The following is a 13,615-nucleotide window of genomic DNA, read 5'->3' on the forward strand; positions in this document are numbered from 1 at the left end:
GGTCATGATGCCAAAACCCTGTCCCACGGGCGAGTGACCACCGGCTGCCGCTACACTCCGCGCATGACCCGACGCCCGCGCCTGCTGCTTGCCGCGCTCGCCATCGCTGCCCTGCTATGGCTGCTGTTCGCCGCCGCTGAACGCGCACTGGCGCTGGCCCAGCGCTTCCTGGCCCTGCCCTCATGGCTGCAGTGGACACTGGGGAGCGTGCTGCTGGTGTTCTCCCTGGCCGGGCTCGCCGTGCTGTGGTGGCTGCTGCGGCCACGTCGCCGGCGTCGACCCGTACCGGCACCCGACCGCAACAGCCTGGAACAGCGCATCGGACAGTTGCGCGAGCGCGGTGCCGATACCTCGCCGCTCGCCACCGAACTGGCCGAACTCGACCGGCGCCGCACGGAACAGCGGGTCTACGTCGCCCTGTTCGGCGAGATATCCACCGGCAAGAGCAGCCTGATCCGGGCGCTGGCGCCCGATGCGCTGGCCGGCAGCGACGTGCGCGGCGGTACCACCCGCAGCGTGAGCCACTACGACAGCCTGTTGCCGGATGGCCGCCCGCTGGTGCTGGCCGACGTGCCCGGCAGCCGCGAAGCCGGCGGCGAAGCACACGAAGCGATGGCGCGAACCGAAGCTCTGCGCGCGCACGCGGTGATCTACCTGTGCGCCGGCGACCTCACCCGCAGCCAGATGGACGAACTGCGCTGGCTGGCGGACTTCGGCAAGCCGCTGCTGCTGGCACTGAACAAGGCCGACCAGTGGAACGACAGCGAACGCAGCCAGTTGCTAAACCGTCTGCGTCGCCAGACCCGCGACCTGGATGCCACCGTGACGGCGATCAGTGCGGGCGGCAGCGAACGTTTCCAGCGCCGGCTGGCCGATGGTGGCGTGGAGCAGGTGGAACGTCAGCGCACGCAGGACATCGCGCCGCTGCTGCAGGCGCTGGGCCGGCTGGTGGCGCCGGGGGCAAGCGGCCTGGAACCACTGCGCGAACACGCCGTGCTGGCCGGTCTGCATGAACGCACCGGCGAACTGGAAGCACGGACCCGCGCAGCCGAGGCGGAACGCATCGTGCGCAAGTATGCGCGTCGCGCCGTGGTCGGTGCGCTGGCCGCGATCGCGCCAGGCAGCGACCTGGTGATCCAGGGCGCACTCGCGGCCGCACTCACCCGCGAACTGGCCGCGCTGTACGAGGTGCGCGTCAGCGATGTCCAGGTCGAGGACTTCGTGCAACAGGCGCGGTTGACCCTGCGCACCGGCAGCTCGCTGGTACTGGCCGTGGCGGGCAATGCGCTGAAGGCGTTCCCGGGCCTGGGCACGCTTGGCGGCGGCGTGCTGCACGCCTTCGCCTACGCGCTGATCTTCGACTCGATGGGCCGCGCCCTGGCCGGCTCGCTGGCCGAGCGCAAGACGCTGGACCAGCAGGACGCCGGCAACCGGCTCAAGCAGCTGCTGACGGATGCCAGGGGCGAGCGCATGCGCGGACTGGCCACGCTGACCATGGAAGCCTGGCGTGAACGTGACCAGGACAAACAGGACCCGGGCCTGCGGCTGCGCCACGACTGATCCGCGTGGCGCATCCGTTGCGCAACCGGCATCACTCGCCACGGAACCACGATCTGGTGAACGATCCGTTCCATCGCGGCAACTGGCATCACCGGCGTGGTTCGGCCAGACTTCACGACATGCCTGCCCCACCCTTCATCCGCTGGCTGTCGCTCGCCCTGGCCGCATGGCTGCTGCCGGCCGCCGCGTGGGCGTCCATGCACACGTACCGCTACGACCTGGTGCACAGCCAGATCCTTTTCAGCATCGACCATGACGGCTACTCGCGGCCGTTCGGCCGGCTGCACATCGTGCACGGCTGGCTGCGCTTCGACGATGACGACTGGAGCCGCTCGGCCACCGTGCTCGACATCGATCTCGGCGGCGTGGACATGGGCGACGCCAAGTGGAACAAGGCGGTCTGCGGGCATGCACTGCTCGACTGCTCGCGCTACCGCTACGCGCATTTCGTCAGCACCTCGGTGATCCGCAAGGACGCCACCCACGGCGTACTGCACGGCACCCTCACCATGCACGGGGTCAGCCGACCGATCAGCATCCCGTTCCGGGTCAACCGGATCGCCCGCACCATCTTCGGCCTGCACGAGGTCGCCGGCTTCTCAGCCACCGCATCACTGGACCGCACCGACTTCGGCATCAATGCCTTTACCCATGCGATCGGTCATGGCGTGGCGATCTGGCTGGAGATCGAGGCGATCCGCGACGATCATCTCAACACCACTTCGGAAGCTTCACCATGAAACTGCGCAACGACCAGAACCAATGGGGCGCCGTCGCCAAGTTCCTCCACTGGATCATTGCGCTGGGCATTCTCGGCAATGGCATCTGGGGCCTGCTGATGACCGGCATGTCGCCGTCGATGGCCAAGATCAACGTGTTCGCACTGCACAAGTCGATCGGCCTGACCGTGCTGGCGCTGGTGCTGCTGCGCCTGGCCTGGCGCGCCGGCAACCGCGCGCCCCGCGACGAACCGATGCCGCGCTGGCAGCGCTGGGCCGCACACGCCACCCATGTGCTGCTGTACGTGCTGATCGTGGCGATCCCGCTCAGCGGCTGGTGGTTCAACTCGCTGCGCGGTTTCCCGCTGCAATGGTTCAAGCTGTTCAACCTGCCCGCACTGGCGGCCAAGAACGAGAGCATGGGACATCTGGCGCACGCGGTGCACGAGTACCTGTTCTGGCTGCTGGTCGTGGTGCTGGTGGGACACGCCGGCGCCGCCATCAAGCATCACGTGTTCGACCGCGACAACGTGCTGCGGCGCATGCTGCCATTCGTTCGCCCGCTTCCCCGCTCTTCGAATGAAGGAGACCGCTCATGACACGCCCCCGTCTGCGTACCTGGCTTGCGCTTGCCGCCTTCGCGCTGCCCTTCGCCAGCTTCGCCGGCAGCTACACGGTGCAGCAACCGGGCAGCACCCTCGGCTTCAGCGGCACCTTCCAGGGCGCCAGCTTCGATGGTCACTTCGGCAAGTGGAACGCGACCATCAGCTATGACCCCGCGCACCTGGCAAGCTCGAAGTTCGACGTCACCGTCGACCTGGCCAGCGCCAACACCGGTGACAGCGATCGCGACGGTGCCCTGCCCGGCCCGGACTTCTTCGACACCGCCAAGTATCCGCAGGCGCACTTCGTCACCACCCGCTTCCAGCAGGTCGGCGGCAAGGTGATCGCCGACGGCATGCTCACCCTGCGCGGCGTCACCAAGCCGGTCAGCCTGACGGTGAACTTCAAGCCGCAGGGCAAGGGCGCCACGCTGGACGTCAACGGCACGCTGAAACGGCTCGACTTCGGCGTGGGCGGCGGCCAGTACGCCGACACCTCGGTGATCGGCGCCGACGTCAAGGTCACCGCACACCTGGTGCTGCAGGCGAAGTAAGCCTGGCCATGGACCTCCACGCGCTGTGGCAGCGTCTGCGCGGCCGGCCGACACCGGCCGCCACGCCGGGCGCGCACACAGGCGCCGGGACGGGAACCGCGGCGACCGCCGTCGACGCACGCATGGCAGAAAGCCTGCGCAACCTGCTCGACGATCCCACCATTCCGCCCACCGTGCGCCACGAGCTGGCTGCCGATTTCGCGCGCGTGGAAAGCATGCTGGCCCGGCTCGAACGCGGCGAACTGCACGTGGCGGTGTTCGGACGCGTCTCGGCGGGCAAGTCGGCGCTGGGCAACGCCCTGCTCGGGCGCGAAGCCTTCGCCGTCGGCGTTCTGCACGGCACCACCACCGAGGCGGCGCAGGCACCGCTGGACGAAGCCGAGCATGACGGCCTGGTGCTGATCGACACGCCCGGGATCAACGAACTGGATGGCGAGACACGCGAGCGGCTCGCCTTCGAGGTCGCCGAGATCAGCGACCTGGTGGTCTTCGTCTGCGACGGCGACCTGACCCGCGACGAACTCGACGCGCTGAAAGCACTCGCGGCCACCCGCCGACCGCTGCTGCTGGCGCTGAACAAGGCCGACCGCTACGGCACTGGCGAACGCGACCGCCTGCTCGAGCAATTGCGCGAACGCACCCGCGGCATGGTGCGCGAGGCCGACGTGCTGGCGGTGGCGGCACACCCCGCACCGCTGCGCGTGATCGAGGACGACACCCGCGGCCGCAGCGTCATGCGCGAACAACCCGTGGCCCCGGATATCGCCGCACTGCGCGAACGCCTGCTGGCGATCGCCGCCAGCGAAGGCAAGACGCTGTCCGCCGTCAACGCGGGGCTCCATGCGGGCCGGCTTACCGACCAGGTCAGCGCGCGCATCGCCGAGACGCGGCGTGCGGTGGCCAGCCGGGTGATCCGCAACTACTGCCTGGCCAAGGGTGTGGCGGTGGCGCTGAACCCGATTCCGGTTGCCGACCTGCTCGCCGCCGCCGGGCTGGACGCGGCGATGGTGGTGCAGCTGTCGCGGGTCTACGGGCTGCCGCTGACACGCGCCGAATCCGGCCGGCTGGTCGCGGCGATCTCAGCCCAGCTTGCCGCACTGATGGGTGCGATCTGGGGCGTGCAACTGGTGTCCTCGGCGCTGAAAGGCGTCAGTGGGGGTCTTTCCACCGTACTGACCGCCGCAGCGCAGGGCGCGCTGGGCTGGTACGCCACGGTACTGATCGGCCGGGCGGCGGAGCGTTACCTGATCGCCGGAAAATCATGGGGCGAACAGGGCGCCAAGCGGGCCGTCGCCGACATCGTCGCCAGCCTCGATCGCGACTCGATCCTGCGCGAGGCGCGCGAGGAAATCCTCAAACTGCTGAAGTCGCGCCGCGACGGATGAAGTCGGCCACTCCGGCTGCATCGAACGGCCAGTCCAGCTCTCGTCCATCGCGCTGGTCGCGCAACACCGGCACGCGCGTACCGTAACGACGCTCCAGCGCCTCGCTGTCTTCCAGCCACACGCTTTCGAATGCCGGCATGCGAGCTTCCGCCAGCACGGCCAGCGCCATGTCGCACAGGTGGCAGTCGTCGCGTTGGTAGAGCACGAAGGGAACCGGCATGGCGCACGACGATACCCCAGCGGTGGCAACCACGGGAATCGATGTGTTGTCGAATCCTCGGCTTGATTGACGTTAATGAGAACCATTATCATATCTGGACACCCGCTCCAGCCACCGCGCCGCGACTGTCCGCGCCCCGCCTCGCCACGAGCTTCACCGCCCTCCGCGAGGATGTTCCACGATGCACATTGCCGCCCTGTCGCGCCTGCCTGCGCGACGATCCACCCTGCTCAGCCTGAACACGGCCTTCTGCCTCGCCGCACTGGCCCCGACAATTGGCCATGCCGCGACCGAAACCGCGATGACGCACGACCAGCATCACCCGGTGACGCTGAAAAGCATCAGCGTCACCGGCGTCGCGCAGGACGCCGACAGCTACACCACGCATGCCAGCGACAGCTCCACCCGCCTGCCGCTGACACTGCGCGAGACGCCGCAGTCGGTCAGCATCGTGACCCGCGCGCAGATGGACGACTTCGGCCTGGACAGCATCAACGCCGTGCTGGACGACACCAGCGGCGTGCAGGTGGAACGGGTGGAAACCGACCGCACCTATTACAGCGCCCGAGGTTTCGACATCACCAACTTCCTGGTCGACGGCGTGGGCATGCCCTTCGCCAACGGCGCGCAATGGGGCGATGTCGATACCGCCGCCTACGAACGCATTGACGTACTGCAGGGCGCCAACGGGCTGCTTTCGTTCACCGGCAACCCGTCGGCCACGGTGAACTTCGTGCGCAAGAAGCCCACCGCAAATTTCCAGGGAAGCGCCACGTTCGGCGTGGGCAGCTGGAACACGCGTCGCGGCGTGCTCGACCTGTCCGGTCCGCTCGACAACGCGCGCGATCTGCGCGGCCGGGTCGTTCTGGTGGATCAGCGGGGTGACAGTTATCTCGACCGTTACCATCCGCGCAAGAAACTGTTCTACGGCACGCTCGAGGCGGATCTCGCCGACGGCACGACCCTGAGTGCCGGCATCACTGCGCAGAAAAACCAGCCGCGCGGCGTCATGTGGGGCGCGCTGCCGCTCTACAACACCGACGGCACGCCCACGCACTACAGTCGGTCCACCAGCACCGCCACCAACTGGGCCTACTGGACCACCAGCGATACGCGAAGCTTCGTCCAGCTGGACCAGGCGCTCGGGCGCGGCTGGACGCTCAAGGCCGAGCTGGACTATCGCCGTCTCACCAACGACAGCAAGCTGTTCTACGTGTACGGCACGCCAGACGCGGCTACCGGTCTGGGCCTGTATTCCTATCCTTCGCACTTCACCGGACCGGAAAAGCAGTATGTGGCCGACATCTACGCCAGTGGCCCGTTCATGCTCGGTGGACGCCAGCATGAGCTGGTGATCGGCGCCGACTGGGCACGCGACGACGACAGCCAGTTGTCCGGCTACGGCAATGACACCATCGGCGTGGCGCTGCCTTCGCTGGCGCAGTGGAACGGCAGCTTCCCGCTGACCTCGCTGGATGATTACTTCAGCAACGCACACTTCCGCACGGACCGGCAGAGCGCCTACCTCACCGCCCGCTGGAACCTGACCGATTCGCTCAAGCTGATCACCGGAAGCGCCCTGGTCCATGTGCGTGCCGCCGGCGAAAGCTACGGTGTGCCGAACGCCTATGACCGCACGGGCAGCACGCCATTTGCGGGCGCGGTATACGACCTTTCGTCGCATTACTCGCTGTACGCCAGCTACGCGAAGCTGTTCAATCCGCAGACCCAGTTGGACAAGAACAACCGCATCCTCGATCCGGTGACCGGCTCCAACCTGGAAGCGGGTATCAAAGGGGCATGGTTCGGCGGCAACCTCAACGCATCCTTCGCCGTATTCCGCACGAAACAGGACCACCTTGCCGACTATGCCGGCTACAACTTGGCTACCGGCCAGGACTACTACCGCGGCATCGATGCCACGTCGAAGGGTTACGCGTTCGATATCGGCGGCCGCCTCGGCCCGAACTGGCAGCTGAGCGGTGGCTTCACCCAGCTCGGCCTGACCGATCCGCAGGGCCACAACGTACGCACGTATGTGCCGCGCCGCAGCGCGCACCTGACCACCAGCTACCGCGTGCCGGCCCTGCCCGGCCTGAAGCTGGGCGCCACCCTGCGCTGGCAGGGCGCGATCTGGCGCGACCAGGACAGCGTGGATACCCAGGGGCATGAGATCGTCACCCGCCAGGGCAGTTACGCCTTGCTCGGCCTGATGGCCGGCTACGACTTCGCACCGGGGTGGAACGCCACCCTGAATCTCGACAACGTGACCAATCGCAAATACATCAACAGCCTGTACTGGAGCCAGGGCTACTACGGTGCCCCGCGGCACTGGATGTTGAACGTGAGCTATCGCTTCTGAGCCTGCGCTGCGACGGCAGGCCTACCGTGGATGCCCGGCCCGTGCACGTCATGACGTGTACGGGCCGGGCACTCAGAGGTTACTTCGAGCTGCCGCCGGGCAGCCGCGTGAACACATCGCGGCCGAACACCGGCACGCTCTTCGCGCCGGCATAACCAAGGTAAGGCAGGCCGAACCAGTGCTCGATGCTGCGCAGGGTGGAGTAATGGTTGTACGGATGGCTGGACACGGTGCCCGGCCGGATGAACGGCGACAGCATCACTGCACCGATACGACCGCCGCCGGGTCCGTACTGACCGGGCGTCGGACCACCCGGCAGACCCTTTTCGCCACAGCAGGCCCGCGCGTCGGTGCCCTCGTCGAAGGTGATGATCAACAGGCCGTCCTTGCGGAAGGCGGGCGAGGCGGTGATCCGCGGCACCCAGGTGCGCAGGAACTTGTCGGCCGAGACCAGCCCGCCGGGCTCGCCGTTGCGGCAGGGCGCATCGTGACCGTCATGGCACAGGTCGGGGGTGATGAAAGCGAAGTTGGGCGTGGTCGCCACCGTCTGCAGGTCCTTCGTCATGTCGGCCAGCGGCACCACATGCGCATCGCAGTAGGCCTGGTCGTCGATGATCGAATGGAAGTAGACGAACGGGTCGTGCTTGTCGGCGTAGCGGTCCTTCACCGTCTCGAAGCGGGTGTCGTCATGGCTACCGATGGCCACATGCCCACACTGCGCCGCCTCGCGCGACGGGTCGCTGCCCATGCTCTCCATGTAACCCTTCCAGGACAGGCCCGCCGCATGCAGCTGATCGGCCACCGTCTTCACCTGGGTCGGAAAAATGCAGCCTTGCCCGGCCAGCTGTCCGTTGGCATCGAGCTTGCCGGTGGTCGGCTTGAATTCCTCGTAGCGTCCGCAGTCTTTCTGGGTGGCGGGGTTGGGCGCCTGGCCGCTGATCAGCGAGATGTAGTTGTCCAGGCTGTAATGGCCGGTCGCGTAGTACTGGGTCAGCAGCGCGCCCTGCTTCGGCAGCACGTGCGCCAGGTAGGGCGCCAGCGATTTCGCGCCGAAGGTGACCTTGTAGGGCTCGTTCTCCAGCACGATCAGGAACACATGGCGCACCGGCGCCACTACGGCCTTGGCCGGTGCGGCGGCCAGCGGGGCGGACATGGCCAGGGCCGGCAGCAACAGCGCCGCGGCACAGCGCCACAAAGAAAACGCAAGCGACTTCATGGGGAACTCCTGCAGGGTTTGCCGGGGAACGGGACCGCGTGAGGAACCGTACGGTCGCGAACAGACTGCTATGGCCAACAGCCGACGCGTAGAATGGCTGTTTGCTCCGACAAGTTTGACATACCACCATGGCCGTCAGCGTATTTGACCTCTTCAAGATCGGCATCGGACCGTCCTCCTCGCACACGGTGGGCCCGATGCGGGCGGCCTCGCGTTTTGCCGAGCGCTGGCTGGAGGAAAAAGGCGTGCTCGACCGTGTCGCGCGCGTGCGCGTCGAGCTGTACGGATCGCTGGCGATGACCGGCCGCGGCCATGGCACCGACACGGCGGTGCTGCTGGGGCTGGAAGGTGCGCATCCGGATACCGTCGACCCCGACGCGATCCCCGCAACGCTGGAGCGCATCCGCGGCAGCGGGCGCATCCGCCTGCTCGACAAGCATGAGATTGACTTCGAGGAAAAGCGCGACCTGGTCTTCAACAAGCGCCAGAAGCTGCCGTTCCACACCAACGGCATGCGTTTCTCCGCCTACGATGCAGAGGGCGGCGAGCTGGCCACGCGCGACTACTACTCGGTCGGCGGCGGTTTCGTGGTGAATACCGACGAAGCGGCCGAAGACCGCATCGTCGCCGACACCACCGAACAACCGTACCCGTTCAATACCGGCGAACAACTGCTGGCGCAGTGCGAGAAGCACAGCCTCAGCATCGCCCAGCTGATGCTGGCCAACGAGAGCGTGTGGCGCCCCGAAGCCGAGACCCGCGCCGGCCTGATGACCATCTGGAAGGCGATGCAGGACTGCGTGACGCGCGGCCTGCGTTCACCCGGCACCCTGCCCGGAGGCCTGCACGTGGCGCGGCGGGCTCCGGCGATGGCAGATGAACTGCGCAACCAGCCCGAAGCCTCGCTGCGCGACCCGCTCACCATCCTCGACTGGGTGAACCTGTATGCGTTGGCGGTGAACGAGGAAAACGCCGCCGGCGGACGCGTGGTCACCGCGCCCACCAATGGTGCCGCCGGCATCCTGCCCGCCGTCGGCCACTACTACCTGCGCTTCTGCCCCAAGGCGGACGAAAGCGGCATCATCGACTATCTGCTCACCGCCGCCGCCATCGGCATCCTGTACAAGGAAAATGCATCGATCTCCGGCGCCGAGGTCGGTTGCCAGGGCGAGGTCGGCGTGGCCTGCTCGATGGCTGCCGGCGGCCTTGCCGCCGCGCTGGGCGGCAACATCCACCAGATCGAGAATGCCGCCGAGATCGGCATGGAACACAACCTCGGACTAACCTGCGACCCGATCGGCGGACTGGTGCAGATTCCCTGCATCGAACGCAACGCAATGGCCTCGGTCAAGGCGATCAATGCCAGCCGCATGGCGTTGAAGAGCGACGGCAAGCATCGCGTCTCGCTCGACAAGGTAATCCGCACCATGCGCGACACCGGCCGCGACATGAAGGACAAGTACAAGGAAACCAGCCGCGGTGGCTTGGCGGTGAACGTCATCGAATGCTGAGGCACCGCCCGCCCCGGTGGGGCGGGTTCCGGATCAGCCGAACACGATGCTGGCGATCGCGCCGTTGGTCTCGGCGCGCGGCCGCATCGACACGTTCCAGCCATACAGGTCGCACAACCGGCGCACGATCGCCAGTCCCAGCCCGGCGCCGCTGCCGCCCGCGCCTTCACCGCGCACACCTCGCTGGAACAGGCGCTCGGCGTCCTCGGGCTTGATCCCGGGGCCGGTATCGATCACCTCGATGCGGTTGCCGTCCACCTCGACCTGCACTGTTCCCTCGAGCGTGTACTTGATCGCATTGCCGATCAGGTTGGTCAGTGCCACCGACAATACCGACGCCGGCGCGTTGACGCTCACCGGTTGCCTGATCTCCAGGCCGATCTCGACCGGCTTGCCGCGCAGCTGCGGACGCTGACTCTCGATCACATCGGCGGCCACCTTGCCCACGTCGGTGGTCTCGCCGCGGGTCGGCCCGCGCCGCTCGGCGCGCGACAGCAGCAGCAACGCCTCAATCAGCTCGGTGGCCTGGCGCGAGGCACGTTCGATGCGGTTGAGACGTTCGCGCAGCTTGTCGGTGAGATCGGGCGACCCCTGCAGCAGTTCCGTGGTGCTGGAGATCACCGCCAGCGGCGTACGCAGTTCGTGGCTCACGTCGGAGTTGAACTCGCGATCGCGCTCGACCATCGCGGTAAGCCGCGCGGCATATTCGTCAAGCGCCAGTGCCAGCTCGCCAACCTCGTCGTCGGCAAAGTTGTCGGCCAGCGGCTCGGCCTTGCCGGCCTTGCGGAAATCGCGCAGCCGCTGCGCCAGCTGGGTCACCGGCTTCAATACCTTGCGCGACAGCCACAGGCCGATCGCCAGCGAGAGCAGACTGAACAACACCACCGAAGCTACCAGCGAAGTGATCAGCTGGCGCTTGCTGAGGTCTTCGCGATCGATGTCGTAGCTGAGAAACGCTATCAGACCGTACTTGCGGCTGACTGCCAACTTGTAGTGGCGACGACGGCCCTGCGCATCCACGTCATGCATGTCGTAGACGCCAGTACCCAGGTTCTGCCAAGCCAGCGGCGCCTTGTAGATGGTTCGATCGCTGTAGAGCCAGGCGGAGATGAGCTGCGACTGCAACGGCTGGTCGGGATGCTCATGCTTGTTCTCCACCGCCTGATCGACGTCGTTCTGTAACGCCGACACCACCAGCTGGTCCTCGACCTTGGCGCGCACGTAAAGCGAAGCCACGGCGAACAGCGCGCTGAGGCCGAAACCGAACAGCGCGAACGAGACGACCAGCCGATACCGCAGCTTACGCCTGGACTGCATCCGGATCGACCATGCGGTAACCGATGCCGTGTCGGGTGTGGATCAGCGGCTTCTCGAACGGCTTGTCGATGGCCGCGCGCAGGCCGTGGATGTGTACCCGCAGGGAGTCGCTGTCGGGCAGCTCCTCGCCCCACACTTTCTGCTCCAGGTCCTGCCGGGTCACCACCGAGGGGCTGGCTTCCATCAGTGCCTGCAGCAGCTTCAGGCCGATCGGGTTGAGCTGGATCGACTTGCCGTCGCGGGTGACGGTGAGCGTGTCGAGGTTGTAGGTGAGATCGGCCACCTTGAGCACGCGGCTCTGCGGTCCCTTGCCGCGACGCGCCAGTACTTCCAGCCGCGCGGCGAGTTCCTGCAGCGCGAACGGCTTGGTCATGTAGTCGTCGGCGCCGGATTCGAAACCGGTGAGCTTCTGCTCCAGCGCATCGCGCGCGGTCAGCATCAGGATCGGGGTCTGCTTGTGCGCTTCGTGCCGTAGCTTGCGCGCCACGTCCAGACCATCCATGCCGGGCAGGGTCAGATCAAGCACGATCACGTCGAAATCGTGCACCACGGCCAGGTGCAGACCGGTCACGCCGTCGCCCGCGAAATCCACCACGTGGCCACGGTCCTCCAGATAATCGCCGATGTTGGTCGCGATATCGCTGTTGTCTTCAATTACCAGTACGCGCATGCGTCGCTCCGCTACGCTGCCGGCCACGGGCCAGCGGAGCCTAAAGCTTAAAGGGGGAAGGCCGCCGACGTAAGCGGCAAAGCTGAATCGTGCCGTCGAAACGCTTCCAGAACCGCCTCGGCGAGGGCGCACAGGCAACAAAAAGCCCGGACATAGGGCCAACTGGCCATATTGCCCGGGCTGAAGCTACGTGCCCCGATACCATCGCCCGCTGCCACCTTGACCTTGCGGTTGAAGTGCCAAGCAAAAACAACAGTGTGGCCTTTATAGGGGGCCATCGGTTATGCGGTGGTTAACCGCCATGTGCCAGGCGTCACGGTGTTCACATTGCGGCCGTACGACGGCCCCTAATCGCACGCGTGTTGTTCCAGATGCTGGATGATGCACGTGGATACGTCCACGCCCGTGGCCGCCTCGATGCCTTCGAGCCCAGGCGAAGCGTTCACTTCCAGCACCAGCGGGCCGCGCGCGGAGCGCAGCAGGTCCACACCGGCGATGCCCAGTCCCAGCGCGCCGGCCGCACGCACCGCGAGCTGCCTTTCCTGTTCGCTGAGTTCGACCGCATGGGCGGTACCGCCGCGATGCAGGTTGGCGCGGAACTCGCCGGCGCTGGCCTCACGCTCCATCGCCGCCACCACTTCGTTGCCGACGACAAAACAGCGCAGGTCGCAGCCCTTGGCTTCGCCGATGAATTCCTGCACCAGGAAATTGGCATAGAGGCCGCGAAAGGCTTCGACCACGCTCTGCGACGCGCTGCGCTTCTCCGCCAGCACCACGCCGGTACCCTGACTGCCTTCGTTCAACTTGATCACATGCGGCGGGTCGCCCAGCATCGCCAGCACGTCGTCGGTATCGTCCGGGTTGTCGCCGAACACGGTCACCGGCATATCCAGCCCCTGTGCGGCCAGCATCTGCAGGCAGCGCAGCTTGTCACGTGCCCGCAGCACCGCATCGGAGGAGTTGGGCGTGTACGCCCCCATCATCTCCATCTGGCGCAACACCGCGGTGCCGTAGAACGTGGTGTTGGTACCGATGCGCGGGATCACCGCATCGATGTCACGCAGCGGCTTGCCCTTGTAGCGCATCTGCACCGCACCTGGCGCGATGCGCATGTAGCAACGCAGGGGGTCGAGTACGCGCACCACGTGGTCGCGGGCACGCGCCGCCTCCACCAGCCGGCGAGTGGAGTACAGCCGTGCATTGCGCGAGAGGATGGCGATCTTCATAAGGGGTCCGCATGAATGCCGCCACGCACCGACCGCGGCCAGCCACGGCGCCGGATGGCGTCGAATCGTTGGGAATGCTTCGGAAAATGTCGGCCGATGGCACGGCTGATGGTCACCTTCATCGACACGCGCCCACGGGTCGTAACATCGAAAGCCGGTTGCCGGTGACTGCCCTGAGCGGGCGGAAGATGGAGCGGGCGATGGGAATCGAACCCACGTCAGTAGCTTGGGAAGCTACAGCTCTACCATTGAGCTACGCCCGCGCCGCCGGCG

At 66.6% G+C, this 13,615-nt stretch carries 13 protein-coding genes and 1 tRNA gene; 7 read left to right on the forward strand and 7 right to left on the reverse strand.

Annotated elements, in window-relative coordinates; translation table 11 throughout:
• Positions 1–63: 63 nt before the first annotated feature.
• The 5 genes from RA164_RS12625 to RA164_RS12645 are packed head-to-tail and all read left to right on the forward strand — an operon-like array spanning position 64 to position 4,820.
• On the forward strand, positions 64–1,560 hold the full coding sequence (locus RA164_RS12625; protein WP_329741202.1) for a GTPase: 1,497 nt from the start codon (positions 64–66) through the stop codon (positions 1,558–1,560).
• Positions 1,561–1,616: 56 nt separating this feature from the next.
• Positions 1,617–2,300: a YceI family protein gene (locus tag RA164_RS12630; RefSeq protein WP_329741203.1), complete on the forward strand. Its 684-nt coding sequence runs from the start codon at positions 1,617–1,619 to the stop codon at positions 2,298–2,300.
• Entirely contained in the window at positions 2,297–2,878 is a 582-nt protein-coding gene (locus RA164_RS12635; RefSeq protein WP_329741204.1) for a cytochrome b, read from the forward strand. The genes RA164_RS12630 and RA164_RS12635 overlap by 4 nt, the downstream gene beginning before the upstream one ends.
• A complete protein-coding gene (locus RA164_RS12640) occupies positions 2,875–3,435 on the forward strand; it encodes a YceI family protein (protein ID WP_329741205.1) in 561 nt (186 codons plus the stop codon). The genes RA164_RS12635 and RA164_RS12640 overlap by 4 nt, the downstream gene beginning before the upstream one ends.
• An 8-nt stretch (positions 3,436–3,443) precedes the next feature.
• Positions 3,444–4,820, forward strand: coding sequence for a GTP-binding protein (locus RA164_RS12645; RefSeq protein WP_329741206.1), 1,377 nt, complete (start codon positions 3,444–3,446; stop codon positions 4,818–4,820).
• Here RA164_RS12645 and RA164_RS12650 read toward each other — a convergent pair.
• The gene (locus RA164_RS12650; RefSeq protein WP_329741207.1) at positions 4,789–5,040 is read right to left on the reverse strand and encodes a glutaredoxin family protein; all 252 of its coding nucleotides are present in this window, start codon (positions 5,038–5,040) and stop codon (positions 4,789–4,791) included. The genes RA164_RS12645 and RA164_RS12650 overlap by 32 nt on opposite strands.
• A gap of 181 nt (positions 5,041–5,221) precedes the next feature.
• Between RA164_RS12650 and RA164_RS12655 the strand changes: the two genes are divergently transcribed.
• Positions 5,222–7,402 (forward strand): TonB-dependent siderophore receptor, encoded by a 2,181-nt coding sequence (locus RA164_RS12655; RefSeq protein ID WP_329741208.1) that lies wholly within the window; start codon positions 5,222–5,224, stop codon positions 7,400–7,402.
• A 79-nt stretch (positions 7,403–7,481) separates the two neighbouring features.
• On the opposite strand, the gene RA164_RS12660 is transcribed toward RA164_RS12655, so the two are convergent.
• A complete protein-coding gene (locus tag RA164_RS12660) occupies positions 7,482–8,618 on the reverse strand; it encodes an alkaline phosphatase family protein (protein ID WP_329741209.1) in 1,137 nt (378 codons plus the stop codon).
• A gap of 128 nt (positions 8,619–8,746) precedes the next feature.
• Here RA164_RS12660 and RA164_RS12665 point away from each other — a divergent pair, with 128 nt between their 5' ends.
• The gene (locus RA164_RS12665) at positions 8,747–10,129 is read left to right on the forward strand and encodes an L-serine ammonia-lyase (RefSeq protein WP_329741210.1); all 1,383 of its coding nucleotides are present in this window, start codon (positions 8,747–8,749) and stop codon (positions 10,127–10,129) included.
• 33 nt (positions 10,130–10,162) lie between these two features.
• Here the strand turns inward: RA164_RS12665 and RA164_RS12670 are convergent, their stop codons facing one another.
• From RA164_RS12670 to RA164_RS12690, 5 genes are all read right to left on the reverse strand, one after another.
• Positions 10,163–11,446, reverse strand: coding sequence for a sensor histidine kinase (locus RA164_RS12670; protein ID WP_329741211.1), 1,284 nt, complete (start codon positions 11,444–11,446; stop codon positions 10,163–10,165).
• The gene (locus tag RA164_RS12675) at positions 11,430–12,116 is read right to left on the reverse strand and encodes a response regulator transcription factor (RefSeq protein WP_329741212.1); all 687 of its coding nucleotides are present in this window, start codon (positions 12,114–12,116) and stop codon (positions 11,430–11,432) included. The genes RA164_RS12670 and RA164_RS12675 overlap by 17 nt, the downstream gene beginning before the upstream one ends.
• A gap of 47 nt (positions 12,117–12,163) precedes the next feature.
• Positions 12,164–12,394, reverse strand: coding sequence for a hypothetical protein (locus RA164_RS12680; RefSeq protein WP_329741213.1), 231 nt, complete (start codon positions 12,392–12,394; stop codon positions 12,164–12,166).
• Between the two features lie 69 nt (positions 12,395–12,463).
• Positions 12,464–13,342 carry a 30S ribosomal protein S6--L-glutamate ligase gene (gene rimK, locus RA164_RS12685; protein WP_329741214.1) on the reverse strand — a complete coding sequence of 293 codons (879 nt, stop codon included), beginning with the start codon at positions 13,340–13,342 and terminating at the stop codon, positions 12,464–12,466.
• A gap of 189 nt (positions 13,343–13,531) precedes the next feature.
• Positions 13,532–13,605: transfer RNA gene (locus tag RA164_RS12690), tRNA-Gly, on the reverse strand.
• Positions 13,606–13,615 lie beyond the last annotated feature (10 nt).

This window comes from Dyella sp. A6 (assembly GCF_036320485.1).
GTDB classification, from domain to species: Bacteria; Pseudomonadota; Gammaproteobacteria; order Xanthomonadales; family Rhodanobacteraceae; genus Rhodanobacter_A; species Rhodanobacter_A aluminiiresistens.